Raw genomic sequence first — 25,860 nt, 5'->3', positions numbered from 1 at the left:
GCGCATCTTCTCGCAGATCGCGTCGATCTCTCGATCGCGCTCCGGGCTCTTACCGGTCATCACGTTCCGAATCTCTGACTTCGCAACATAGCTGGGATGAATCAGCCGCAACGCATCGGCCTTTATCCCATAGGACTCGATGTACTCGCGCTTTCGCGTCAGCGCCTCAACCGACCAGTCGCCACCCTTCTCCAATTCGGGCGGAAGAGCACAGATGTGATTCACGCCAAAGCCCGCCATTACCTTCAGGATGTCATCGCTGTCACCATGTTGCGTGCCTAGCTTGAGATTTGCTTTTTGGGGACTTGAATTCTGAGAATTCCTGGTATCAGCGTCATTCGATTCGGCAGCGGCGAACGAGGGTGTCATCGCTGTTGACAGAGCGCACACGGCCGAGTTAACGACGAAGCTCCTGCGGTTCATGCGCGACTAGTGTACCCAAGAGACCCGACAGAATATGGAGGAAAGCCGTTATTTATGAGTACGAGATGTAGACGGGCGAATCCCCCGTGAAAATTCCGCGATTTTCCCGAGTACCGCCCGAAGAGATCGGGTTATGCTCGAATATGTCCTCAAACCTGGAACCGCTCGGCACAGGGAATGTCGGCGTCCGAGTTGAAGAGTTCCGCCCTTCTGCAGCTAACCATCGGCCGACCTGGTACTTCCATCCCGCAGTTTCGCTGGCAGCGCTCGCCGCCGTCTCGTTCATCTACATCGCACTGCGATTGCGGCACCTTGGTACTTATTCGCTCTGGTGCGACGAAGCGTTTAGCGTATTCGTCGCGAAGTCGCGGTGGAGTAATCTCTTGCGCCAGTTAATTGTTGACCGGGTTCATCCGCCTCTCTACTACATGTTGCTCAAGTTCTGGATCTCAGTAGTTGGGGCGTCTGTCGCCGGGTTGCGATTGTTCTCAGTGTTGTTTTCCGCGCTCACGTTGTTACCGCTCTGGAGTTGCATGAAGCGAACAAGGCTCTCACGCGGGCTGAAGCTTGCGCTGCTGTTCGCAATCGCATGCAATCCTTTCCTGATTTTGTATAGCCAGGAAGTACGCATGTACTCGCTTCTCTGTTTCCTGTCTGTGTGGTCCTTGGATTTGTATTTGAAGCAAGGCGCTGAGCGTTCGTCCTTGCGCTTCTTGTGGGCCTTCGTAAATGTGGCTTTGGTGATGGTGCACGTTGCCGGCCTGGCCGTCGTTGGATGCGAACTTGCACACGCTGCCCTGACACGACGAGGCTTCCGGAATCGATTCTTCGGTTGCCTGCCTGCGTTGCTATCACTCTTTGCCTGGGTTCTCGCGGTAAAGCTGCTTTCTCCCGCTCCCGCAAGAGTTCTTCACAACATTTCGTGGATTTCCAAACTGACACCGGCACTCGAATGGAAAACGCTCACACATCTTCTTGGAAGCAGTCTGGGAGCGGTGGTGCTAAACGTGCCGGTAGCAATCGCGATTTGGACTCGTCGCAAAGTTGAGCGGCGCTTCGCGAGTCTGTTCCTGCTGCTCTCAGTCGCCATCATAGCTTTTGTTTTTGGCTTCAGCATGCTCGTCAAGCCTATTTGGCAAGAGCGCTACTTGATCATCGCCGTAATTCCTTATTACCTGCTTGCCGGACACTCGATTCTTCGAATAAGCCCAAAATGGGCATTGCGATGTACGCTTGCGATTGCTGCAGTTGGAGTATTGTCTCTCGAATACGACCTCACACACCGCCCTGACCGACCAGTGTTCACTACATTTGCAATTCCCGCCGGAGAACCGGTTTTTGCCTCCGACGACCTGGCAGGCGCTCCTCTGGCGATCCGCCAGTCCTCTGGAGAGATTCCCATTCGCATCATAAAGGCGTCGTCATTATCGAACTCGGCAGGTCTGAGGCTCACGGTCCGGGACGTCTCTTATTCAATTGGCGAACGCGAGGACCTGATCGAGGGCGGACACGATATCTACGAACGCGAGTTCCTATACGCGTATGACACCACTCCCGATCCGCTAAGTCCCCCTGGACTGCTACCCTCCAGACTGCCCTCCTACGGTTGCTCCGAGAAAGAGTTGGCCGAGACGCACGGGCAAGGCCGTGAGTTCGTCTTGTTCGAAGTAAAGTGCACCTAGAGAGTGTGAGGGTTTGAGAAACTGTTTCTGGCATGCCCCAAGCTGTCGATTCACGGAAGGTTCACCAGACCATTGCGGATCGCGTACACCACGAGTTCCGCCGTCTTGTGTAGCCCGAGCGCATTCATGATGTTGGCTCGATGGACTGAGACCGTGTTCACGCTGAGATCGAGGTCGCTGGCAATTTCCTTGTTCGACTTCCCGATCGCGATGAGCTGAAGTATTTCGAGCTCGCGAGCAGTGAGTCCTGCCGTGCGTTCTCCTCTGAGCGTTTCCGCACGCTTCACCTGCGGATCGAGAACTACGTTTCCATCGAGAACGCGACGAATCGCTGCAGCCAGATCAAGGTCGGCTGCGCTCTTTAAGATATATCCGCGGGCGCCGGCTTCGAGCGATTGCCGGACCAGCGTCTCTTCTGAATGCATGCTTAACATGAGAACTGCGGTTTCGGGCAGCATCGCGACGATGTTTCGTGTAGCCGTAATGCCGCTCTCGCCCTGCAGGGCGCAGTCCATCAGGATCACCTGCGGCTTGAGCTTGCGCGCAAGTTCCACAGCTTCGCTGCCGCTGCTGGCTTCACCAACCACCTGCAGGTCGCTCTCGTCCTCAAGTATTCGGCGAAATCCCCGACGCACGAGGCTGTGATCGTCAACCAGCAGGACGGAGATTTTGTGTTTCGTCACTCAGCAGTTTCCTGATAGTTCCCTGTTATTTTTTTGCATCCCCCGCAAAAGAGCAGCAAGTGCTTTGCTAATGGTCGCTTGGAGAGAAATCCACAGAACTCCCTGTTAATTCCCTGGTCTTGAGCGAAATTTTGCATATTTTGGGCAGAATTCAATGGTTTCGAGATCGCATTCGCAAAATCCCCTGTTGTTTTTCCTTGTTATGCGCTTTGGCTGGATTTCCGGCTGAGCGCCGGTCACCCTTCCCAAGCACGTTCATAACCGGAATCTAGCCAACAGGCTCTGGCTCCTTAGGGGCCTCCGCGGTGCTTCGTGGTACTCGTAGCCTTACCACCGTACCCCCTTCCGCCGGTTGTGCAAAGCTGAGCTCCGCTCCAATTAGCTGCGCCCGCTCCCGCATTCCTACGAGTCCGATACCGCGCGAGCCATTGGATGTTGCGAGCCCGCGACCATGATCTTCAATCTCAACCTCCAACGCATCGGCGAGGAAGCGCAGACGCACCCAGGCGCGCTGCGCTCCCGAATGCCGTTTTACGTTGTTCAGCGCTTCCTGTACCACACGATAAATATGAACGCCGACGCTGCGTGGAACTTCAAAAGCGGTTCCGGACTTTTCATACGAGATGGCAATTCCCGTCTGACGTTCGACGGTTGGCAGGTACCAATCAAGGCTCTGTTCGAGTCCCGCCTCATCGAGCATCACCGGATGCAACGCCTGTGAAAGCGTACGCACCTTATCCAAAGCCGACTGCGCAACATCGCGAATTTCCCGTAGACTCTCATTTAGTTCCGTATCGGGATTGCGCTTGGCCGCCCGCGTGAGCATGGCTCCAAGCGCGGTGAGTATCTGTCCGAACTCATCATGCAACTCACGTGAAACGTAGCTCAGAGTCGACTCCTGCGTCGAGATCAGCTTCTGGGCCAGATCGCTGCGCTGCTCGGAAAGCGTGGCCAGCCGGCGAAAGAGTTCCCGGTTCGAGCGGATCAGCAGCACGCTGGTAAGCACGATTGCCGCAAGAGCTGCAATGAGAAAGGTGTATGCCCGGCTCTCCACGCGGCGATAAATATCGATCACCTGCTGTGCGGCTTGCTGCTCGCTCTCATTGTTCTCCACAAGCAGGCGGGCAACAGCTATGCTCAACGCTGCTTCCCGCGGTTGAAGCGAGAGACGGATCTGTGAGCGGGCTTCCTCTTCTTTACCATTGCGGGACAGATCGAAGACGCGATCCAGCGCATTCCAGAATTCTGCTACAGAACTCTCGAGGTATTGACGCTGCTCGGGAGTACGAGTGGCAACGGAAACGGCTTGCTCGCGACGCATCCCGTCTTCAAGATCGGTGCGTAACCGCTGGAATTGGCCCTGGAAGGCGGTCACAGGATAGGACTCAACGTTATCGAGAACATCGCGCATTCCCAGTGCAATACTGTTCAGCGTGTTCTGGATTCGTAACAACTGAAGCGAGTCCATCCGGCTGCGCTCCGTGATGGACGTTTGCAATTCGCGCAAGCCGGAGATCTGCCGCGTGACATACCAGGAATAAGCGACGACGGCCGCCAGAGTTACCGCGAGACCTAACAACAATCCGGCGGTGGCAGAACGCGCACTGGCGAGCCGCTGTGCCACTACCGACCTGCAAGAGAAAGGTAGTACGGCCCAAGGTACAGCCGCGCTGATCCGTCGGCAGCGGCGATCACCTGAAGAGGCTTCAACGGCCGCAGGTTTTCCTGCTTCTCTGTGGGAAGCTCAGCCAATTGTTCTCCGCCGAGGTTGTACACGTACATGGTGACCGATTCGCCGTTTTTCTTCTGACCGATGGCGTAAGCTCCGGCAGCGAAGTTCTTCGAACCGATGGCGAATCCAGTTTGGGACAGCAGAACACCAGCGTACTTCTGCTGGTAGGCAGAGCTATAGCCAGCCGTGTCGACCAGGCTGGCAAGCAAGATCTTTCCATCGGGCAGTTGGACCAGAGCGGCATTGCGTTCCTGAGTGGGCACGTTCTCGCCGTCAATGAAGACGGTTGCAGGAAGTAGCTGTTTCAAACGCTGCTCTGATACCAGAATGACGCCTTTACTGCTTGCGGTCTGCGCTGCGGAACCGGCGAGCAGTACGGCGACGCACAAAATGATTCTCTTCAAACGCTTCATCCTCACCTCACGCGATTTGACTGGAGACAGATATCAAGGCCGGTCTGTGCCGATGAATACAGCCCAAACGTATGTAATCCTTTTAGATTAGGAGCACGATACTACAAAAACACTATGGTGCAGCCAGGAGCCGGCGGCTACATTGTGATCACCCTATCGAATCGATCCCGCCTCAGCAGGCGGGAATTTTTTTGTTCGGTACAGACGCGGAATGCTGCGTCTCTATGTGTTCTCAATACCGTTTCACGCGCTCCGTGGGCGCCTGCCCATTCTTTCCGTTTAAGAGCCAGTCTACGGCTTCCTTTACATCTTCTTCGCGGGCTTCGCCGTTGATAGCACGAACAATCTCACCTTTTTCATCGATGATCAGGGTGGCAGGAACTACATTGATGCCCGAGAGCTGTTCCAACAGATCAACCGTCGCCCCAACCCACACAGGCAAAGCGATCTTTTGCTGCGTCACGTAATCGTGGACAGCGGGCAAGTTCTTTTGCTCGTCGATCGAGGCCAGGACAAACGCCACGTTCTTCGAGGCATAGTCCTGCGCCATTATTCCGAGACGCGGAAGTTCTTCCTTGCATGGCCCACACCACGTGGCCCAGAAGTTAAGAACCACGATTCGCCCCTGGTAGTCCGACATTCGGACTTTGTCGCCCTCGAGATCACGCAGGCTGAGCTTGCGAACGTTTCTTGCAAAGGCAGAGCAGTTAGTCAGGAGCAAAACCGCGAGGACCGATAAGGCCAGCAGGCGACGTCGAGTCGATTCCATGGTCTTCAATGTACATGTCGTCCCAATAATGCATTTGCATTATTGTCTGCACCAGCTACATACGATGTACTGCCGCATCGCAGATTGGTGACTGAAACAAAAGTCTGCTGCCTGGAGTTTCCATGAACCGCACCTCCATTAGCAAGAATCTCTTGAAGGCACTTGTCTTGGCTACTGGCATGCTCTTTTTGTCCGCACTCTCCGTGCCTGCAGTCGGACAAGGCTGCGTAGCAGCCCATGTCGAACAGCCATTGGTTTCCGGCTTGGATCCGACCAATCAGGTGCAGCCTTTTCACGGCGGGAGTTGGATCGACAGGCTTCACAATCTGACGGTCACCGTGGGATTCCGCACTTATAGCTCTTACGCGCACTACGTTGGCACCGACTATCAGGTCCGCCGGGCTATCTTGCACAACCAAGTTCAGAACCACGTGAATCTGTACGATCTCTCGTTCAACTATCAGTTGACGCCGCGGTTCAGCATCGTTGGAGATATACCCGCGATGACGGCGACGCGCCGTCAGCAGGGCAACGTGAATGTCTCGCGCGTGGGTGGAATCGGTGACATTACCGCCGGGGTGCAGGCGTGGGTATTTCGTCCACCGACAGAGAGTCACGGCAATATCGCCTTTTCCATGGCGCTCAAGATGCCGACCGGCATCAACGACGCCCAAGGCACCACGATTCTGGCCAATGGCACCAGGCAGACACGCAACTTCGACCAATCCATCCAGCCCGGGGACGGAAGTTGGGGATTCACGCTGGCGACGCAGGCTTATCGCGAAGTGTATTTCCACACCATGCTCTACTTCACCGGCTCGTGGCTGTTTAATCCGCGTGATACCAACGGCGTAAAGACCTTCCGCAGCGCGCCGCATGAGGACGTAATGTCCGTGACGGATCAATACCTCTGGCGCGGTGGGTTTTCGCACAATGTGCCGAAGGTTCGCAATCTGGCGTTGAGCCTTGGCGGCAGAATGGAAGGGGTGCCGGTGCGAGATGCCTTCGGCGCCAGCAACGGGTTCCGGCGTCCGGGATATGTAATTTCAATCGAGCCGGGCCTGGCGTTCTCCTATGGCAAGAACACGCTGAACGTAACCGCTCCCTGGGCAATGGAGAGGAATCGAAAGATCAGCACCGCGGATATTCAAAACCACACCCACGGCGACGCTGCCTTCGCCGACTACACGATCATTGCGGCCTACTCACGACGCTTCTAGCGGCGTGACGGGCCGGCCCGCGGTGCTTCCGGGAATAGTTTCCGTATTGCCTCAGCTTGCGATACAGGGTTGTCTTACCAATCGAGAGCAGGCGCGCGGCTTCAATCTTGTCCCCTTCCGCCTGCGCCATCGCCTGCTCGATGGCCTGTCTTTCGAGTTGTTCCAAAGTAGGAATAGAAGGCTGGAAGCTCTGGTAAGACTTCAGGGCTTCCTCGATTGACCGCTCCAGTGTTTCCATGTCTAACGGCTTCTCAAGATAATCAGAAAAACCGGCCTTGATCGATCGGACCGCGGAAGGGGCGGTCGCGTTTTCCTCGATCAGGATTACTTCGATTCTGGCTGAGCTCGCCTTGATCTCCGACAGCAGTTGCAGCGAATCAGGAATCAATTTGGCGTCGAGAAGTACGGCGGAGAAGCTGCCACGCCGCACCATGCTCAGGACTGCATCGTGGTCGGATACGATCACAAGCTCGCAATTCAGCTCCTCGGCAACGTGGCGGCAGAGCGTTCGAGTTCGTTCATCAACGTCAGCAAGCAACAACTCGGGTTTGCGGTCCACGAATTTGGCTTCTTCCCTGGAAATCTCCGCGCCGTTTCGCGCGGAGAGATTTAGAAAAACGTTCTGCCATCATCGCGTGGATTGATGCGCTGACCGCTCTCAGGCGCAGTTTGTTCGGAAAACCGTACAAAACAACAAAGAACTTAGAAAAAGGGACCGACGCGCGCCCTCGCGCGGGTTGTCGTCTCTATGACCGTGCAGTCTCGGATTCCCCTACAACGAGTGGAATCCACGCGGAAACATCCGGCAGGTGCGCCAGGCGATTTCATAGTGCGACGTCGGGCCGAGGATATCCCGATCTATTCGCCCAGAGAATTGTCCGCTTGTGATCTCGCAGCTTGCTAGATCTCGCACAAGAATTTGTGCACCAACAGAAGGGCTAACACCTTTTCCACGAAACTCCACAAGAGGGACCACTTTTAAACAGGAAACCCACAAAATCGGCGCGTATTTCGCTTGCTCGTATTTCTGAAAAGAGTAAATTCCCTAACACGCGAGCGTGAGATGTCCTGAATCGCTCGAGCCTGAGTTTCAAAGCTGAGATTTCCGCAAGGGGACCTAAAGCTTGAAACAATCGGTTGGGCCCGCAGCTTCGTCGGAGAGGAACAGGCCGCAAGGCCGGTTCTGACGCGAGACGAGGTCGAGAGTTCAATCGAACAAGGGCCGGTCGCACACAACGAAAGTTGGAAAGTGATCGGTTGCTGAAATCGAAGATGCAGACGGGCAAGCAAACGGCGGCAGCGTAAGTTGTTGTCGGGTGTAAGGAATCAGGCGGCGAATAACCGCTTGAGACCGGAAGCCAACGGAATCGCACCGGAAGTGCAGTTCAAAAGACTGCGAAGATGGTGCTAGGAAAATCGGAGGCGCAAGTCTTCGACATCCGAAAGTTCCGGCAGGTTGAAAACGGGTTGAGGCTTCACGGCTTCATCCTGTGAGAACAAGGCGGCGTAAGTCGGCAAGTTCGCCAACCTGCAAGCATGAAGACCGGCGTAAGCTGCGCTTCATGCGGGAGCGCGCTAGAGGGCAACCGAAGCGCATTCTCGAAGCTTCTGCAGGCAGAAGAGATCAGCACTGTGGACGGAGGTTTTTGAGTTAGGCGCAAGCTTGATTCAAAACTCTGCATCACAGCCAAGTTGCCGCAGTTGCCGGCGCAAGTCGGCAGCAAGTTGCAGTCATGCTGGAAACAGTGATTGCAATGGATTCGATATTCCCGAAAAGGAATACGCGAGTAGCAGCCCGCAAGGGCGAGTTGCACGAGCAGATTGCGGAAGCGTTCTGCTGATCACGGCAATAAAATCGCAACCCAGCGCATGACGTAAGTCAAAGCGGGTTTTGCGGTTGTCAGTCGGTCGAAGGCGTCCCGAAGAGTCGGGACGAAGGCGGCGATTGATGATGGCAGCTTCGCCGAAACTGAGTCCGGGTTCGCTTGGAATCGGAAATTTAGGGACGAAGCTGTTCGGCAAGTCCAGGCATGACGAACCATTTGGCGCGAGTCGAGTGCGGAATCATGCAAGGCAAAAGCCCGGTTGACCTTAACAGCGTGGCGCAAGTCACGACGGACAATCGGCGAAAGACCAACTGTGATGCTGGGTGAGCGAAAGCTCATCTGCAATCCAGATGGCCTGCAAGACTGGCAGTTCTTCAGTGGCGAAAGCCGCTGAAATAGACGGGCCAGCCTAGAGACCACAGAAACACTGGAAGACGAAAGTTTTTCGGATCGTCTGTGGCCCTATCTCAGACCCGAGAGGGCGAGGGATAACAAAGAGCAGCGAATCGGTGGACGGCCTGTCGAAATCAGGCAACAGGCTTCGCTCCTCGGGCACTCGCAGGAAGACGTCGCAAGGCGTGTTTCAGCGTAAAACTTCCGGTAACGGAAGGGGGCACGATGAGTGACAAATTCACCGGATTGTGTGAGCAGCCGGTTTTGGCAACAGAGTCGGCCAGCTCGAAAGAGGACATCTCACCACATTCCACGGCCTGCATTCGCAAGGATGCAGGCCGTGATTGTTTTTGATAAGCAATAAGCGATTGGTACGACATCGGTACCGGCGGCGGCGGGCCGCTGGCTTAGTGGGAGCGCAGCGAACACAGCTCGGTCGTCCCTCGCTGACCCGGCGGCTACTGCCGCCGGTACTGCTGGAGCACGCTCGTGACAGATAGCTTAGCTGGGTCGTCCGATAGTGCCTCGCTCACGTTGGGCTCCCCCCCAAGTAACTCCTGCCTCAGTACAATCAACTCATCGCAAACCATGACTGGCGTACGAATCGATAAGTGGCTTTGGGCAGCGAGATTCTTCAAGACGCGTGCTTTAGCTGCGCGTGCCTGTGAGCTTGGCAGGATTCAGTCCAACTCTCAGCCTGCCAAACCTGCGCGCGCGGTTCGTGTAGGAGAGCTTCTGCAAATTCGAACTGATTCTGGGGAGTTTCAGGTTGAGGTGCTCCTTCTCAGTGAAATTCGCGGTCCGGCCGCGTTAGCTCAAACCCTCTATCGTGAGACCGACTCAAGTCGTGAAGCACGCATGAAGGCGATAGAAGAGCGCAAGGCTATGAAGGTTTTCACTCCTGCTCCCGAAAGGCGGCCTTCGAAGCGCGATCGCCGCAAGATCATCCAATTCCGTTCTCAGCACGGCTGTATATAGATCACCGTCAACCGTGCCTGAGATATTTGGCCCTTCCCAAAAGTGGAGCGATTTCAGCCTGTTAGAACTAACAACGACGATAGTAGTCCCAAGATGAGTGGCCTCTGAATGTCCTATGCCCAATCCATGCAATCTACTGAATATAAGCCGCTTATGGCATAATCCGTGCGTTATCTGAACTCTAACATTACCGAAGTCCGGGATTACGCAATGGTCTATAGGACTCTTTTCCACTGTTTCCACACAGCTTATCTTTGCCGCTAACACCCCGGGAAAATTTAGCTCGAACAAATCTTTGTTCGCCACTGGAGGAACCAGGTTTATGAGGAAAATCCTGTTCGCAAGTTTATTTGTGCTTGCCACGAGCTTCTCGCTCTTCGCGCAGAAGTCGTCGGACAAGTTAGACGTATTCGGCGGATATTCCTATACCCGCTTTAACCCCGGCCAGGGCGCCGATGCTATCAACCAGAATGGTTGGGAGAGCATGGCGACACTGAGGCTGACCCCGGCTTTCGGCATCTCGGGAGACATCAACGGCAGCTACAAGACCCAAAACGGAGCCAAGAACTCCATCTACACCTACATGTTTGGTCCGGAATTCAAGATGCCCAACGAAAAAGGCGCCGTTTTTGTTCACGGCCTCTTCGGCTTCGCGCATGACAACGTCAGTGCCGACGTTCTGGGCACGACCATTTCTGCTTCCGATAACGCATTCGCTACGGCTCTCGGCGGTGGTTATGACTGGAGGGCTTCGGATGTAGTTTCGATCCGCCTCTTCCAGTTCGACTACCTCATGACCCGTTTCGGCAGCCAGACACAAAACAACATCCGGCTGTCGTTCGGGGTGACCTTCCACCCGAAGTTCGGCCGCGGACTGTAAACCTGTGTGGGATGGGGTTCCCCTCCCCGTCCCGTTTCACAGAAAAATCGCGTGCCTCATCCTGGAATGCAAGCCAGGTGAAGCACGCGATACTTTTTGAAGATAACTAGGCTAAGCCTCTCGGTGAGTCCGTTTTCGGGTCATCCGAAAATTGCGATTAGCTGACCTTCCGCACTACCTGCATCGTGCGCCAGTCGTAATCGAACTTTTGGCCGCAATCGAGACAAACGACGTAGTGGCCGCCTTGGCCGATCGGCTCCCAGTCGGAGTTGCGTCCGACGGAGGCGCTGGCTGCCGCGAAGGGCTTCGAGGTGTGGCGATGACGACAGCTTAGCGACAAGACTTGCAGAAATTTTTCCAACATCTGACTTCGACCTTTTCTTCTGCGTGGCCTGTTCCCATCCGTCAAGCGGCAGGAACAGGCCCGTCAGATAGATCAAAAACTACGCGCGAGCCGCGGCCACGGCCGAAGACTCGATCGAGACAGGCTCCTTCGAATCGTTCTTCTGCTGCCCAGGCTTGCGAATGTCGATGCCGCCCTTGAAGAAGGCGCCATCTTCGATGCTGATGCGCTGCGCAACGACGTCGCCGGTGAGCGAGCCTTCGTTGCGGATATCCACGCGATCGCTGGCATTCAGGTTACCGCGGACTTTGCCGAGCACGACCACTTCGCGGGCATTGATGTTGGCCGAGACCTGACCATTGCGGCCGATGGTTACACGATTGCCGGGCAGTTGAATGGAGCCTTCAACCTTGCCGTCGATGTACAGCGACTCGGAACCGGTCACTTCACCCTTAATGACAAGGCTCTTGCCGATCGTCGCCTGTTCCTGGGTGTTGAGAACGGCGTTGCGATTGGCCGGGGCCGGAGTTGGTTCAACAGCAGCGGGCGTCGGACGCGTCTCCATAGACGGAGCAGGCGCCGGTTTGGTTTGAGTCGAGCCGACAGTCGGATTGTTATTGCCCGGCTGGTTCGACGTTGGGGGGTTGGCTGGCTTCCACATTGAGTTTTGTCTCCTTCAATTCTCTTTCGAGTTCAAGTGCCGCAAGCTCCAACTCTAACTTATCAGCTCCTTGACGCTGGCCAAGAGCAAACGGGGAAGGTGCTGGCGTCTTGCTTTGCTAGCTGAGTGTACCGCTCGCGCAGGACTGTGGAAACCACATGAGCACCTAAAGTTCCGAAGTTTTCCTCTTAAGCCGAACTAGGCCCAACCCCGCTCCAGTACGACATTTGAGCAACTCTCGTTTCACGCGATTCATGCGCGTACAAAGCCCTTGCGATGTAAAACTTGCGTGCCTACGGAGCACTTCTTTCGTCGGACAAAAGCCTTAGGTTTCTAGAGACGCAGCATGCTTGTATCGCTATTATGCGGCTCGGGATACACCACGCCGCGTCACCGCCTCCCCGGTTCCCTGACTCTCCTACATCCGCCAGCCGCCATCCACAATGATCGTCTGGCCCGTCACCAGGCTCATGCTGGCGATCAGGCTAACGGCGGCCTCCGCCACATCGTCCGGAGTCAGCACCTTGCCCAGCGCGGTATCTTTCTTCCACGATTCTCTGAATTCGTCTAGTCGCTTCATAGAGGCCACCCAGCGCGTCTCGATCAACCCCGGCGCCACTGCATTTACCGTGATCTCGGGTCCAAGTACCTTCGCGAACGAGCGAGTGAGCGAAAGGATGGCAGCTTTCGACGCGCAGTAAGCGATGGAGCTTCCTCCTCCAGTAAAGGCCGCGACCGAGGAGACGTTCACCACGCGACCCCAAGCCTTTGCCTTCATGCTCGGAACGACCGCGCGTGTGCAATACAAAGTGCCATTCACGTTGACGGCAAAGGTGCGATTCCAATCCTGCTGACTCAGAGCGTGGAGGTCGGAGAGATCGGTAAACCGCGTGAAGGCGGCATTGTTGACCAGGATTTCAACCGGACCAAGCCGCTGTGTCACCTGTTCAACCATGAGCTGGACCTGAGATTCGTCTGCGACATCAGCCTGAATCGCCAAAGCCCGCACGCCGTAACCTTGAGCTTCCTTGGCAGTTGCGTCAGCCTCGTCCTTCGACTTTGAGTAATTCACGGCAACGGCAGCGCCGAGCCGCGCTAATTGCAAGACGATTGCACGCCCCACGCCGGTACCACCGCCGGTTACGAGCGCTACTTTCCCGTTCAGGTCCAAGTGCCTCCTCTGTTGTACTTATTGCAGTCCAGCGTTCCAAAAAGAAATCTTCGCGATAGCCGACCAGTCCGACTCGCTTAGCCCTTGAGCAATAGCAGCGAGAAAGCGATCGTGCACCAGGCTCGCCATCGGCATCGGTACCGCGGCTTGTTCTGCTGCAGCGATTACGAGCCGATTGTCTTTGAGCCCGAGCGGCAGCTTGAAGCCTGCAGGCTCAAACTTCTCGGACGCAAGCAGTGCGCCATAAGTCTTGTAGACCGGCGCGGAGAACAACGAATTCGTCAGCACCTCCAGGAACTGATTGGCATCAACCCCCGATTTGCGGACTAGCGCGAACCCTTCCGCGAGCGCTTCGATCACTGTAGAAATCAGAAAATTTCCTGTGAGCTTGATCACGTGCGCTGCAGGCGCATCTTCACCGATAACAAATGTCTTTTGCCCAACGACATCGAATAGCGGCCGGCAGAGCTCGATCTGCCTCTGAGGTCCCGCTGCTACGATGAACAACTTGGCCGCCGCCGCGGCTTCAGGCCGGCCAAATACCGGAGCGGCGATGTAGTCTTGGCGCTTGTCGCGATGCGCTGCCGCCAACCTGCGCGAGAGCGCCACGCTGATCGTACTGCAGCATACGTGGACTTTGCCGGCAGGTAGCGAGCTAAGAAGCCCACGCTCGCTGAACACCACATCTTCCGTGGCGGCATCATCCGCCAACATGGTGAAGACGACCTCAACTCCCGCCGCAGCCTCCGCCGGTGTCTCCGCAACCTGCGCTCCGAGTGCACGAAACGCTTCTGCGCGATTCCGGGTGCGGTTGTAAACGATCAGCTCATGCCCAGCTTGGATCAGATTGCGAGCTATAGCCGAGCCCATGCTTCCCAGACCGACAAATCCTATTTTCATGACTAGGTTAGGTTACAGGGAACGAAGGGGGATAATTCCGGATACCCAGAGAATCCTTCTCATCAAAACCCATACAACTTCGCAGGATTATCCACCAGGATCACTTTGCGCCGAGCGATATTCGGAACCCACGCTGCAAGCAAGTTCAACAGGCGCCCGTCGTCAATCGGAAGCAGGGGAGATATCTCCGAAGGTTCGCGACCAGCGGCGGTATCCGGGTGCGGCCAATCTGTGCCCCATAGAACGCGTTCTGGATTGGCAGCGACAAAAACTTTCGCCAGCGCTGTCGCATCCTGATAATCCGGAGCAGCCGTGGATGCACGGTACGCGCCAGAGATCTTCACATATGCTTTCCCGTTTTGAAGCAGCCGCAGCAGGCTAGCCATCCCGGCCTGTTGGACTCCGAGGGCAGCCTTAGCGCCTCCGAAGTGGTCGAAGACGATCGGGACTGTGGCAGCAGTAAGCTGCTTCTCGATCGCCGCTACTACTGGGAGACCGACATACATCTGAATATGCCATGGTCGGCCCTCAACCTGCCGAAGGGCCTTTTGCAGACGTTCGCGCGCAAAGGCGGGATCATCTTGCCCGGCCGTGCCGAGGTTAATCCGAACGCCACGAATCCCGCTACGATGCATCCGATCAAGCTCGGCGGAAGAGGTCTTCTCGTCGATGACGGCGATGCCCCGAGCTCGCGGACCAAGCTGCTTGATCGCGTCTAGCGTGCAGGAATTGTCGGTGCCATAGACGCTCGCCTGAATGACGACCACCCGGTCGAGATGCAGCGCGCGATGCACGTTGCGTAGCTCGTCGACGGTTGCCGTCTCAGGTGTGTACGTCCGAGTTGCAGCGAATGGAAAACGCTGAGGATCTCCGAAGATGTGCACGTGGCAATCGCATGCGCCCGGAGGAACTTTGAAGTTCACCGGAGTAGTGGGTTGGGAAGCGGTGGCAAAAGCGTCCGTCATGGGCCGAAGCAGCTCTGCGGCTCCGGCTGCAGCTGCGGCAATGAGCAAGTCACGTCGAGTGATCACAGGCTCGAAATTGTATTGTGTAGCGCCCTCGAATGGGCGCCCATGAACAAACTTATTACACTGTCATCCCTCGCGCGATTTCGCGCGGGGATCTGTTTTCTTGAGGTACCGCCAAACAGCAGATTCCCCGCGCCAGCTACAGGCGCGAGGAATGACAGTATTGTTAAGTGATGCGGGTGCATTCAGAAATGAAAAGGGCGTAACCCTCATTACAGCGGCCGCAACCTACAGAATCTTCTTCCCAAATGCGGACATAGCCAGTTCCACAGCCAACATCGCCGTCTGGTTGTGCTCGTCGATCACCGGATTCACTTCGACAATCTCCAGGCTAGTCATACGCCCGTGATCAGCGATGATCTCCATCGCCAGGTGAGCTTCGCGATATGTAGCTCCGCCGCGCACAGGGGTGCCAACACCGGGGGCGTCTTCGGGATCGATCCAGTCCATGTCGAGCGAGACATGATAGCCCGCCGTGCCGCGTCCGGCGGTACGCAGGGCCTCTTCCATTACGGTGCGCATGCCACGTTCGTCGATGTCGCGCATCGTGTACACCTCGGTAATGCCGGCGTTCTTGATGTTTTCCTTCTCCGCCTGATCAATGTCGCGCACGCCGATGATCACGGTATTTTCCGGCAATACTTTGGGTGAAAAATCGTAGATACGAGAGAGTTCGTCCTGCCAGAGCCCAAGGATTGCTGCCAAAGGCATGCCATGCACGTTGCCGCTTGGTGATGTGGCCGGAGTATTGATGTCGCTGTGCGCATCGATCCAGATAAGGCCAATGCGCTGCTCCTGCCGTCGATAGAACTCAGCCACTCCACTCACGGTGCCCGCCGCGATGGAATGATCCCCGCCGAGGACGAGCGGAATCATGCCCTGCTCCAGGCTCTTCAGCACGAGATCAGCTTCTTTGGCACAAGTGGCAGCGATTTCCTTCAGATACTTGGCCTGCGGATTGCCCTCTTTCTTGGTCTCGGCTATGGCGACCGGAATGTTGCCGCCATCCTCGACGATCAGCCCAAGCGACTCGAGCTTTGCTTCGAGACCCGCAACGCGAACGGCAGATGGACCCATGTCGACGCCGCGCCGCGACTGTCCGAGATCAAGTGGGACACCAATAACGCGAATTTTCCGCGGCGCGACTTGCGTCGGCGCGCCGTGCGGTCGAGAAGCGAGCTCTTTGAGGCGATCTGTCATTCTTCGCTTGCCGCTGGTTTAGGGAAGGGCATCGGCTTCAGCCGTGCCGTTAAAAGCGGCCTCCTTCGTTCGCGGCTTTAGCCGCTGAGGTAAACAGCCGTGCAGGAGGAGGATCGAGTTCGAACTTTCCCGAGGCCGAACCATAAGCGTACTCTTCAGATCGCTTCACCAATCCTGCCTTGACAGGATTCTCATCGATATAGTTGCGCAAACCCTCGAACTCGCCAACGCGAACACGTCGGTCAGTAAAGCCACGCTGCCAGATGTCGAAGTTCCTGTTCAATTCGTTCTTTACTCGAAACGAATATCCACCCTTAATGAGTTGCAGCGCGCTTTCGATGGCGATCCCTTGCGGCGTAATCAAAAGATGAAAGTGCTCTGGCATCACGACGAATGCGTGGATTTGATATTTCCGTTCTTTTCGATAGTTTATCCGGCACGGCTAAAGCCGATGCCCTTCCCTAAGGCAGCTTACGGATAAATCCTGTGCAACATTCTCGGGAACGGAATCGTCTCGCGCACATGTTCGAGACCGCAAATCCACGCGACCGCGCGTTCGATTCCCATTCCGAAACCGGCGTGTGGAACTCCGCCGTACTTGCGCAAATCCAGATACCACTTGAATGCTGACTCCGGCAGGCCGTGCTCGTGGATCCGCTTCAGCAGAAGTTCGTACGAACTCATACGCTGTGAACCGCCGATGATCTCCCCATAGCCCTCAGGCGCGAGGACGTCAACGCAGAGCGCCAATTCAGGACGCTGGGGATCGGGTTCCATATAGAAGGCCTTCACCGCCGCTGGATAGCGATGCACCATCACTGGACGGTCGAACTGAGAAGATATATATGTCTCGTCGGGCGACCCGAAATCTCCGCCCCACTCGAACTTAGTCTCCAGCTTTCCTTCCTCAAAGCCCTTGTGCAGGAGCTGCACAGCTTCGTCGTAGGTAATCCGATGGAATGGAGCCTTAACGCCTTCAAGCTTCGAAACATCGCGACCTATGGTCTGAAGATCGGCACGACGCCGCTCCAGGCAGCGCACGACGATGAAGCTGATGAACTCTTCGGCGAGCTTCATGAGGTCATCGAGTGTCGCGTATGCGACTTCGGGTTCCACCATCCAGAACTCAGTGAGATGGCGGCGAGTCTTCGATTTCTCGGCGCGGAACGTTGGGCCGAAGGAATAGACCTTGCCCAGTGCCATCGCGGTGGCCTCGATGTAAAGCTGGCCCGACTGTGTGAGATACGCCTGCTCGTCGAAGTAGTCGACCGGGAAAAGCGTAGTCGTTCCCTCGCAAGCGGCCGGAGTCAGGATCGGTGGATCAGTGAGCGTAAAGCCGCGATCATCGAAGAAGTCCCGCGCCGCCTTGATGATCTCCGCACGCGTGCGCAGGATCGCCGCCTGTCGAGGCGTCCGTATCCAGAGATGGCGATGTTCCATCAGGAATTCAACGCCATGCTCTTTCAGTGAGATCGGGAATGGATCGTCTTCGGGCACGCGCTGGAGAACCTGCACGTCGCTGACGTCGAGCTCGTAGCCGCCCGGTGCGCGTTTGTCGGCGCGAACTTTGCCGGTGACGATCACCGCCGATTCCTGCGTTAGATGTTTGATGCTCTCAAACACTTCGGTTAGAACAGCGGCCTTCGGCACAACGCCCTGGATGATCCCGCTGCCGTCGCGAAAAATCGGGAATAGAAGTTTCCCGCTTTCGCGCAGGTTATAGAGCCAGCCGCGAATCGTGACGCTTTGTCCCTCTCGCGTTCCGATTTGGGAGATGGACGTGACTGGGGCGTCGGTGGTGCTGATCGGTTGTTCTTTGACTTCCATAGGATTAATGTCGAGACAACTTCAATAGGATAAATGCCGATTATCTCTAGAGGCTGTCATCCTGAGGCCCGATGGTGGCCGAAGGACCTCCCGCGATGAGTCGTACTTGATCGCCGCATCCTGGCTCTTCGGCCCAGATCCTCGGCCAAAAGCCAGGACACAGCAACGCAGGTCGAAGTATTCCGGGAGGTCCTTCGGCCACCATCGGGCCTCAGCATGACAGAATTAGAACAGTTCTCGCACGGCTGTAGTCATACCCTCGCTACGCCAACTGCTTCTCAGCCTCACTCAATGCCTTCTCCAAGCGGCCAAAACTCTCAGAAGCACCTTGCGCAATCTCTTTCTGCGAATCTCCAGTAATTTCCAGCAGCATTGCCGGAGTATAAGGCGCGGTGCGGAGCAGCGACATTGCCTCACTCCAATCAATCGCGCCCTCTCCGATCCAGAGGTGCTCGTCGCGTTCGCCGTGATTGTCGTGCAGATGCGTCGAGCGAATTTTGTCTTTCATGGTCTCGAAGCTCACACGCACACCTTGCCCAAAGTGGGCGTGGCCGACATCGAAGCAGAACCCTATGTCGTCGAAGTGGGCCGTGTTTACGATCTCCTGCAGGCGCTCTGGCTCAGTGATCTCGTTGGCGATGTTCTCAACCAGCACAGTAACGCCAAGTGGCTTGGCGAATGCGCGCAAATGCTCTAGAGCAGTGATAGCGAACTCCATCTTGCGCGGCTCCCACTTTTCCTTGGAGACCCCGAGGTGCTGCACTAGAAATCGGAATGGAGACTGCTCGGCAAACTCGATGGCGCGCTTGGCTTCGTCCATGGCGGCTACGCGCTGGCGCTTGTCGTTGTCCACCAGGTTTACCGGAGGAGCCATGTGGCGTCCGTAATCGGCTTCACTATAGATGGGCGAATGCATCGAGTGCAGCATCCCGGGATGCTCGCGAAACCAGACTGCCAGCTCGCGCACGCGAGCGCGATCGGTGTAGTCGAAGTGCTCCTTCTGACAAAACAGTTCGATCGCCTGAGCGCCGCCTCTTATCATGGCTTCCAGGTGATTGATCTGCAGACGTTCGCGCACGCGCACGTGCGTGGACATTGCCCTTAACATCAGAATCCCGCCGCCTTTCCGTAGCTGCCGCGGCGCTCGTCGTGGCCACCAAGGGGCTCTCCCGTTTTGGGATCGATCATGATGCACTCGGCATCGCCCCAATCCGGCTCTCGAGCAGTTCTTTCACTTGTCGGATCGCCTACCAGCAAAGTCTGCCCTTTCTGCTCCAGGATTCGGACGGTATCTGGTGAAAAACGTTTAGCTTCAATCGCTGTCCGATCCGGGAGCCATTGATTATGGAAGCGAGGGGCATCTACGGCTTGCTGAATGTCGAGCCCGTAGTCGATCACGCCCATCAGAACATTGGCAACCGTGGTGATGATCGTCGGTCCTCCAGGCGACCCGAGCACGAGAAATAGCTTGTCATCTTTGGTGACAATCGTCGGCGTCATCGCTGAGAGTGGGCGTTTGTTTGCGCCAACCGCATTTGCTGGTCCCTGGATTAACCCGTATGCGTTGGGCACTCCGACTTTTGCGGCAAAGTCGTCCATTTCGTTGTTCAAGAGAAAACCCAGACCGCCAGCCATGACTTTGGCGCCAAAGCCGGCATTCAGCGTGGTTGTGACCGAGACGGCGTTTCCATCCTGATCCACAACTGAGTAGTGCGTGGTCTCCGTGGATTCGGGAGCGACGGCTCTTGCGACCTTGTCGAGTTCGTTAAAGGTTCCTGCAGGCCGGCGCAGGTCCTTGCTGATGCTGGCGCGATCTGGATTGATGGACTCCCGCCAGGAGTTGGCATAGTTCTTGTCTATCAATTGCGCGACCGGCACCTTGGCAAAATCGGGATCGCCCATGAAGTCGGCGCGATCCATGAACGCGCGGCGGTAGGCTTCGATCGTGAGGTGCATCGCTTCGGCAGAATCGCCGCCCACAGAAGCCAAATCGAACTTCTCCAACATGTTTAATATTTCGATCAGGGCGACGCCGCCAGAAGATGGCGGCGGAGCGCTGTAAATGTCATATCCGCGATAGGTCCCATGCACGGGCTCGCGTTCCTTGACCTGGTAGTTGGCCAAGTCTTGTGCGGTGACGATGCCCCCGCCTTTTTGAATCGCGACGGCAATCTGTTTTGCGAGTCCGCCGTGATAGAAGTCATCCGGATTCGCGGCAATTCGTTCGAGCGTGCGCGCTAGCTCCGGCTGCTTAAAGATCTCGCCCACTTGATAGAAATTTCCATCGCGCTGGAAGATACGACGCGATTCCGGAAACTGCGTGAGGCGCTTATTCTTAAAATCCTTGACATACTCCCGAGGAAGCGGAAATCCATCACGCGCAAGACGAATCGCTGGCGCGATCACCTTTTGCAGGCCAAGCTTGCCCCACTTCTTTTCGGCGACCACCATTCCCGCCACGGAACCGGGAACGCTTACAGCTTTGTATCCCACTGTGCTCAGATCGGGTATGACGTTGCCTTGCTTGTCCCAATACATGTCAACGGTGGCTGCCGCAGGAGCCTTCTCGCGATAGTCGAGGAAGTGGTACTTTCCATCGGCCATGCGGATGAGCATGAATCCCCCACCGCCGATATTTCCCGCCTGAGGATGAACGACTGCGAGTGCAAAACCGGTGGCAACGGCAGCGTCAATGGCATTCCCACCCTGGCGCATGATGTCGACGCCTACGTCGCTCGCCAGCGAATGTACGCTGACAACCATCCCCTTTCCGGCGTGCGTCGGATGCATGCCCCCGCTTGCGCCGGTGACGATGGCCACCAAGAAAGCGAAGGTCAGCAGGTAACTACGACCACGATGTGAGCTAAGCGAAGCCATAATGCGATGGGCACGTCGAACAGCAGTCCTAAAAACCTGCAATTTCAGATGCTTGCAGCTGCCTGCAAACCAACTTCGAGGCTAGCCCACGCGCCACGGGACAGTCAAACGCGGCGTCCAAGCTGCTTTTCGTGAGTAACTGCCTGTATACTCCGCGTAACTCCGCAAATTGACTGTTTTTGTTTAGGCTAGCGTATACTCAGCGAAAATTTTCCGGCTTCGAGCGCTCAAAGCTTGGAAAACGCAAGACTTTCAGTCCCACAAATCACGGATCGAGCTGCCGGGCAGAAGCGGAGTCATGGGGATGCGAGTGAAATTCTGGGGTGTCCGGGGCTCAACGCCGACTCCCCAGGCAGAGAATCTGCGCTATGGCGGCAATACCTCGTGCGTCGAAATCCGCATTGCTGACCAACTGTACATGTTTGATTGCGGCACTGGCTTCCGCAATCTCGGCAAGCACCTGCTAAAAGAATTCGCCAATAAGCCTGTGTACGCCCATGTTTTTCTTTCCCACTTTCATTGGGACCACATTCAAGGAATTCCTTTTTTTGGCCCGCTATACAGCAGTCCCGATAACTACTTCTTTTTTCATTCATCGAGTCGCACGCGCGGGCTCCAGCGTGCCATCGAAGAGCAAATGTCGGACCCCTACTTCCCTGTAGATATGTCCGAGATGGCAGCGCATCGCAATTTTTACGACATCGACGAAGATCGGATCGCCTTCGACGAATGCGTTGTGCAATCAATGTGGCTCAATCACCCACAGGGATGCCTTGGTTTTCGCGTCGAAACCAACGATAAGGTCGTGGTTTATGCCACGGACAACGAGCCTGGACACCCCGTTTTCGACAAGAATGTGCGTCAACTGGCCGAAGGAGCTGACATTTTGATCTACGACGCCCAGTATTTGCCCGAGGAATACGAAGCTAAAAAGCGCGGCTGGGGCCACAGCCATTGGCGCGAAGCAGTAAATATCGTGATGGAAAGTGGCGCAAAAGAGCTGGTTTTGTTCCACCACGATCCCGATCATGACGACAAGATGATCGACAGTGTCGTGCAGAAAGCGCGGGAACACTATCCAAGAGTGCGGGCGGCTTCTGAAGGAATGGAGATCGAGCTTTAAATTCCTCGCGCCGTTTTCCCCATTCCGCGATCCATCGCCTCATTCGCGAGCCTGTCAGCATGCTGGTTTTTTGCTCGCACGACGTGCTCTATTGCGAACTTGTCGAGTTGGCGAACCAGACTCCGTGCTCTTTCGTACATCGGCTTCAGGTCTGGACTGTTCACTCGATACTGCCCTGTCATCTGCCTGACCATTAATTCCGAGTCGCTGATTACCTTTAATGCGCGATAGCCGTGCGCGATCGCGTACTCGAGCGCCCCAATAAGCGCGGAATACTCCGCAAAATTGTTGGTTTTGATCCCCAAATACTCGCTTAATTGCGCGATTGTCTTGCCGTCGGCTCCGCGAATGTAGGCGCCATAACCTGCAGGACCGGGATTCCCACGGGCACCCCCGTCCACATTTGCTGTAATCCATTCAACCTGTTGCGAAGGAGCGCGCCGCGCGGGAGCAGATTCAGAACTTTCGGGAAACAATGATGGCGTATCAGAACCTGGTTTGGACGACATGCAACGAGTGTACGTCAGCGTCCGTCGGCCAAACGCTCCGCAAGCCGTGGGGGCAAACCGGCCTCCAGAATCTTCTTTTGCGCACCGGCGATGTCGTAGGGCATGCGATAGAAGGTGACGAGAGACTCATCTGTATCGTAAAGAGCAAAGCCAGCTCGCGGATCGCCGTCGCGCGGCTGCCCGATAGATCCAGGATTGATGAGATAGGTGCCCTCCGGGCGTAGCTTTAACTCAACGCGCTGCGGCAATTTGGGATCGCGAAACGCCGGCCGAATCGCATGGACTTCTTCTTGTTTGAAGAAGCCGCCTTGTAGATGCGTGTGCCCGAAGAAGGTGCACTGCGCTGCGGGGTGCAGAAGCGGCGCGGTCGCCTCATGGACGTTGATGAGGTATTGATCTTCATCCAGCGGCGAGCCATGCACACACGCCACATTCAACTCGATGTCCGGAGTGATCGGCCCTTGGGGCAAGACTTTAAGCCACTCGAGATTCTCTGGAGTTAAGTTCTTCTTCGTCCAAATCGCGGCCATCGCGGCTACGGGATTGAATCCAGCGAGGTCGCTCACACCCGAACAGGCTTTGTCATGATTTCCACGAACGAAGATGTTTCCTAATTGCCGACAGCGCGCAATAGCTTCATTGGGATTCGCGCCGTATCCAACAACATCACCCAAGTTCCAAACTATGTCGTAGGCGGGAAATGCTTCGATGCAGGCATCGAGTGCCTGAATGTTTGCATGGACATCACTAATAATGAGAACGCGCATCGACGGGCGGAAACGGCATTGTACAGCCTGGCGGTTGTCCGCCCTGGCGGGGCTACATTTGAGTTGAGCCGGGCTGCCACTTGTAGCGATGTCCGTTCCAGTAGAGAAAAGAACCGAGGATGCCCGATTCCTCGAGGTCGATGTCGTCCATCACCTTCTTCTTTTTTTCGATGTGTCCGACGGATATGCGATCGAAACTCAAGTTGATCAGCACAAACCGCTCCTTCGGCTCCTTGACTCGCCACGCATCTTTGCCGACACCATGGATGATCAGTAAATACCGCGATCCTCCTGGATATTGCGAGGCAAACTGCGACGTGACCTTCGGATCGCCAATTCCGAAGTAATCGCTGGACGGATCAATGACGCGAAAACGGCTTGAATCGGTTTGCAGCCCACCTCGCGCCGTCACGACGAACGCTGCATCCTCAACGCCGTCGCCGTTGAAGTCTCCGGTAAGAACCGGGAAAGATTGCGAGAGAACGAACTGCGGTCCGAACTGAGCCGAGATAATCGCCTGCACTTCGTTGGTTGAAGAAGCCTCTGGGGCTGGAGACGCAAGAAGCGTCACGCAAAAACTCAGGACAGCAATGGACACCGCAATTCTCTTCATGCGCCTACTGTATCTCTGCGAACCGCCTTTTCCAGTGCTCAGTGTGAGTCACCAAAGCTGTGGTCCCGCCGGACGGATGATCGACTCATGTCTCACTTTGAGATTTCCTGAATTTTGTGGAAAACCTTGTGGGAAAGAGTGACTCTGCATCTCGACGTGTCCTTTTTTCAGCAATTTACACTCTTTGCATATTCTTCGCTGCACTATTAAGTAGCGTACAATCAGTCGCTTGCAAGACAAACACTAGCTGAGATCGCCCCTCGATTACCTTTGTTTATAAAACGTGAATCAAATTGGTTTTGCACACCGACACGGCTCCGTTTTGCAGATTTGGGAAAAACGGTAAGGCAGATACCTCACCTTGCCAACCACGGAATACGCCCCCAATAGCGCATAAGAATTAGTGCAAGAATCGCGACAGCCAACAAGATCAGGCCTTGGGCTTGCCTTCGCTCTGCACTCACGGGTTACCTCAGCTCACCTCGGTCGGGATTGTAGTAGAAGCGAAAACGCAGGGCGAGATAAGGTCCATTGAATTCCCTTGGCAACGGCGGAAAAGGATTGGAGGCAGTAATTCCGCCCCAGGCAGCGCGATCGAGGGCAACATCTCCTGAAGGAGAAATGAGCCGCATGCCTTCCACAGAACCGTTCTTGTTGATCACAAATTGAATTGAGAGCTTCCCCTGCTTAAACAATGGTGAGCGCGCTTCTTCCGGAATCAGGTTGTACCAATTCCTTCGGACCTCCTCGAGCACGCGCGAGAGGTACGGACCAAAATCGACTCCAAGCGTATCGCTGAGAATATCAACCGCGCCTTGCGCGTTGGTATTCGGAGTAAGCGGTCCGATGCCGTAGTCACCGCCTTGACCACGCCCGGCAGCCGCCGCACGAGTAGCCTGTTCAATCGCCGAACCGGCTGAACTCGCCGAACTGAAAACGTTGCGATTTGGAGCAGCCGGGGGAGATTCCAGTTTGGCCACGGTGTTGGAATTCTCAGGTGGCTTCGCGGCGTTCTGTGGTTGCTGTTGCTGTCCTTGCTGCGGAGGCGCGGCAGCGCTTTGTTGTGGCGCTGGAGCTTGCATTCCTTGCGGCCCCGGCGCTCCTCGCCGTCGAGCATTCTGAAGCTCTTCCAGAGTGTGGCGATCAATCGTGGGACGCCGGGCCTGCGCTACTCGATTTTTGTCGGAAAGGATATCCGACTTCGGTGGTGGAGTAGGTTTCTGCGAATCTTGCGGAAGAGCCAGATACTCAATGTCCCGATCTTTCATCTCCTGCGAAACGAGCACAACCTTGTCCTTCGACGAAAAGAGATCAGGAAAGAATTTTGGCTGAATGATGATCGCCATCACAATCAGCAAGTGGAGGATGACAGAGATCCATACCGACTCGCGCCATCGCGATCGTTCTCGGTCATCTTCGAGTTCTTCTATAAGAAGATGGAGTTCCGCAGGATCCTGAGGCAGGTCGCGGCGCAACGGACGTTCTGATGGCGGCTTTGGTGGTGCCTCAGTGACTGGCATTCGTACTCGACTTCCCCGACCCGGTTCTTCTGGCTGCAAGGGCGTAGGCTCTACGATTGTCGCATTACTGCTATGGGCATGCACTCGGGCTGCCGCCCTAACACTCACGGAAGTCAGTGATTAGACGTGGACCCATTGCGCAAAGTTACGCGTACTGCTGGGTTTAACAGGCTTGTAAACGCCTCACTGTAAAGAAATGTTAGGAGCAACGACCGCGGCTCGTTCGAAGTAGGCTGTCGAGCCCTTAAGCTACTACCTCGGCGACTAGAGGAAGATTCCAGAGGATGAATGAAGAAAATCGTAGAACAAGGAAAACAACAGG

General features: G+C 55.8%; 25 protein-coding genes. 5 read left to right on the top strand and 20 right to left on the bottom strand.

Annotation, left to right across the window (positions count from 1 at the left end):
* A partial coding sequence (locus VNX88_21410) for a hypothetical protein (protein HWY71238.1) occupies nt 1–369 on the bottom strand: 369 nt, incomplete at its 3' end.
* 197 nt (nt 370–566) lie between these two features.
* On the opposite strand from VNX88_21410, the gene VNX88_21405 reads away from it, so the two are divergent.
* On the top strand, nt 567–2,105 hold the full coding sequence (locus VNX88_21405; GenBank protein HWY71237.1) for a glycosyltransferase family 39 protein: 1,539 nt from the start codon (nt 567–569) through the stop codon (nt 2,103–2,105).
* Nucleotides 2,106–2,155: 50 nt separating this feature from the next.
* On the opposite strand, the gene VNX88_21400 is transcribed toward VNX88_21405, so the two are convergent.
* From VNX88_21400 to VNX88_21385, 4 genes are all read right to left on the bottom strand, one after another.
* Entirely contained in the window at nt 2,156–2,788 is a 633-nt protein-coding gene (locus VNX88_21400) for a response regulator transcription factor (protein HWY71236.1), read from the bottom strand.
* Nucleotides 2,789–3,056: 268 nt separating this feature from the next.
* Nucleotides 3,057–4,412, bottom strand: coding sequence for a sensor histidine kinase (locus VNX88_21395; GenBank protein ID HWY71235.1), 1,356 nt, complete (start codon nt 4,410–4,412; stop codon nt 3,057–3,059).
* Nucleotides 4,412–4,933, bottom strand: coding sequence for a hypothetical protein (locus VNX88_21390; GenBank protein ID HWY71234.1), 522 nt, complete (start codon nt 4,931–4,933; stop codon nt 4,412–4,414). Before VNX88_21390 ends, VNX88_21395 begins: the two co-directional genes overlap by 1 nt.
* Before the next feature lie 232 nt (nt 4,934–5,165).
* Nucleotides 5,166–5,702: a TlpA disulfide reductase family protein gene (locus tag VNX88_21385; GenBank protein ID HWY71233.1), complete on the bottom strand. Its 537-nt coding sequence runs from the start codon at nt 5,700–5,702 to the stop codon at nt 5,166–5,168.
* A gap of 122 nt (nt 5,703–5,824) precedes the next feature.
* On the opposite strand from VNX88_21385, the gene VNX88_21380 reads away from it, so the two are divergent.
* Nucleotides 5,825–6,922: a hypothetical protein gene (locus VNX88_21380; GenBank protein HWY71232.1), complete on the top strand. Its 1,098-nt coding sequence runs from the start codon at nt 5,825–5,827 to the stop codon at nt 6,920–6,922.
* On the opposite strand, the gene VNX88_21375 is transcribed toward VNX88_21380, so the two are convergent.
* On the bottom strand, nt 6,894–7,481 hold the full coding sequence (locus VNX88_21375) for a helix-turn-helix domain-containing protein (protein HWY71231.1): 588 nt from the start codon (nt 7,479–7,481) through the stop codon (nt 6,894–6,896). The genes VNX88_21380 and VNX88_21375 overlap by 29 nt on opposite strands.
* Before the next feature lie 2,248 nt (nt 7,482–9,729).
* Between VNX88_21375 and VNX88_21370 the strand changes: the two genes are divergently transcribed.
* Both VNX88_21370 and VNX88_21365 read left to right on the top strand, forming a co-directional pair.
* Nucleotides 9,730–10,119: a S4 domain-containing protein gene (locus VNX88_21370; protein HWY71230.1), complete on the top strand. Its 390-nt coding sequence runs from the start codon at nt 9,730–9,732 to the stop codon at nt 10,117–10,119.
* A gap of 322 nt (nt 10,120–10,441) precedes the next feature.
* Nucleotides 10,442–10,999, top strand: coding sequence for an outer membrane beta-barrel protein (locus VNX88_21365; GenBank protein HWY71229.1), 558 nt, complete (start codon nt 10,442–10,444; stop codon nt 10,997–10,999).
* A 157-nt stretch (nt 11,000–11,156) separates the two neighbouring features.
* On the opposite strand, the gene VNX88_21360 is transcribed toward VNX88_21365, so the two are convergent.
* The 10 genes from VNX88_21360 to ggt form a co-directional block, all read right to left on the bottom strand.
* Complete coding sequence (locus VNX88_21360) at nt 11,157–11,363, bottom strand: hypothetical protein (protein ID HWY71228.1); 207 nt, start codon at nt 11,361–11,363, stop codon at nt 11,157–11,159.
* 79 nt (nt 11,364–11,442) lie between these two features.
* Nucleotides 11,443–12,003: a polymer-forming cytoskeletal protein gene (locus tag VNX88_21355; protein HWY71227.1), complete on the bottom strand. Its 561-nt coding sequence runs from the start codon at nt 12,001–12,003 to the stop codon at nt 11,443–11,445.
* A gap of 418 nt (nt 12,004–12,421) precedes the next feature.
* A complete protein-coding gene (locus tag VNX88_21350) occupies nt 12,422–13,174 on the bottom strand; it encodes an SDR family oxidoreductase (protein ID HWY71226.1) in 753 nt (250 codons plus the stop codon).
* Between the two features lie 18 nt (nt 13,175–13,192).
* Nucleotides 13,193–14,074 (bottom strand): NAD(P)-dependent oxidoreductase, encoded by an 882-nt coding sequence (locus VNX88_21345; GenBank protein ID HWY71225.1) that lies wholly within the window; start codon nt 14,072–14,074, stop codon nt 13,193–13,195.
* A gap of 62 nt (nt 14,075–14,136) precedes the next feature.
* Nucleotides 14,137–15,105: an amidohydrolase family protein gene (locus VNX88_21340; GenBank protein ID HWY71224.1), complete on the bottom strand. Its 969-nt coding sequence runs from the start codon at nt 15,103–15,105 to the stop codon at nt 14,137–14,139.
* A gap of 225 nt (nt 15,106–15,330) precedes the next feature.
* The gene (rocF, locus tag VNX88_21335; GenBank protein ID HWY71223.1) at nt 15,331–16,302 is read right to left on the bottom strand and encodes an arginase; all 972 of its coding nucleotides are present in this window, start codon (nt 16,300–16,302) and stop codon (nt 15,331–15,333) included.
* Between the two features lie 49 nt (nt 16,303–16,351).
* Nucleotides 16,352–16,735 carry a transposase gene (locus tag VNX88_21330; protein HWY71222.1) on the bottom strand — a complete coding sequence of 128 codons (384 nt, stop codon included), beginning with the start codon at nt 16,733–16,735 and terminating at the stop codon, nt 16,352–16,354.
* A gap of 38 nt (nt 16,736–16,773) precedes the next feature.
* Nucleotides 16,774–18,129, bottom strand: a complete 1,356-nt coding sequence (asnS, locus tag VNX88_21325) for an asparagine--tRNA ligase (protein ID HWY71221.1) — start codon at nt 18,127–18,129, stop codon at nt 16,774–16,776.
* A gap of 262 nt (nt 18,130–18,391) precedes the next feature.
* A complete protein-coding gene (locus tag VNX88_21320; GenBank protein HWY71220.1) occupies nt 18,392–19,225 on the bottom strand; it encodes a sugar phosphate isomerase/epimerase family protein in 834 nt (277 codons plus the stop codon).
* Between the two features lie 11 nt (nt 19,226–19,236).
* On the bottom strand, nt 19,237–21,006 hold the full coding sequence (gene ggt / locus VNX88_21315; protein ID HWY71219.1) for a gamma-glutamyltransferase: 1,770 nt from the start codon (nt 21,004–21,006) through the stop codon (nt 19,237–19,239).
* 304 nt (nt 21,007–21,310) lie between these two features.
* Here ggt and VNX88_21310 point away from each other — a divergent pair, with 304 nt between their 5' ends.
* On the top strand, nt 21,311–22,129 hold the full coding sequence (locus tag VNX88_21310; GenBank protein HWY71218.1) for an MBL fold metallo-hydrolase: 819 nt from the start codon (nt 21,311–21,313) through the stop codon (nt 22,127–22,129).
* Here VNX88_21310 and VNX88_21305 read toward each other — a convergent pair.
* From VNX88_21305 to VNX88_21290, 4 genes are all read right to left on the bottom strand, one after another.
* On the bottom strand, nt 22,126–22,638 hold the full coding sequence (locus VNX88_21305) for a ribonuclease HI family protein (protein HWY71217.1): 513 nt from the start codon (nt 22,636–22,638) through the stop codon (nt 22,126–22,128). The two genes, VNX88_21310 and VNX88_21305, sit on opposite strands and share 4 nt — an antisense overlap.
* Before the next feature lie 14 nt (nt 22,639–22,652).
* Nucleotides 22,653–23,405, bottom strand: coding sequence for a metallophosphoesterase family protein (locus VNX88_21300; GenBank protein HWY71216.1), 753 nt, complete (start codon nt 23,403–23,405; stop codon nt 22,653–22,655).
* Nucleotides 23,406–23,457: 52 nt separating this feature from the next.
* On the bottom strand, nt 23,458–24,018 hold the full coding sequence (locus VNX88_21295) for a hypothetical protein (GenBank protein HWY71215.1): 561 nt from the start codon (nt 24,016–24,018) through the stop codon (nt 23,458–23,460).
* A gap of 467 nt (nt 24,019–24,485) precedes the next feature.
* Entirely contained in the window at nt 24,486–25,538 is a 1,053-nt protein-coding gene (locus VNX88_21290) for a TonB family protein (GenBank protein ID HWY71214.1), read from the bottom strand.
* Nucleotides 25,539–25,860: the final 322 nt, after the last annotated feature.

The organism is Terriglobales bacterium (assembly GCA_035567895.1).
Lineage (GTDB): Bacteria > Acidobacteriota > Terriglobia > Terriglobales > Acidobacteriaceae > Gp1-AA112.
This window is presented reverse-complemented; position numbering and strand designations above follow the sequence as displayed.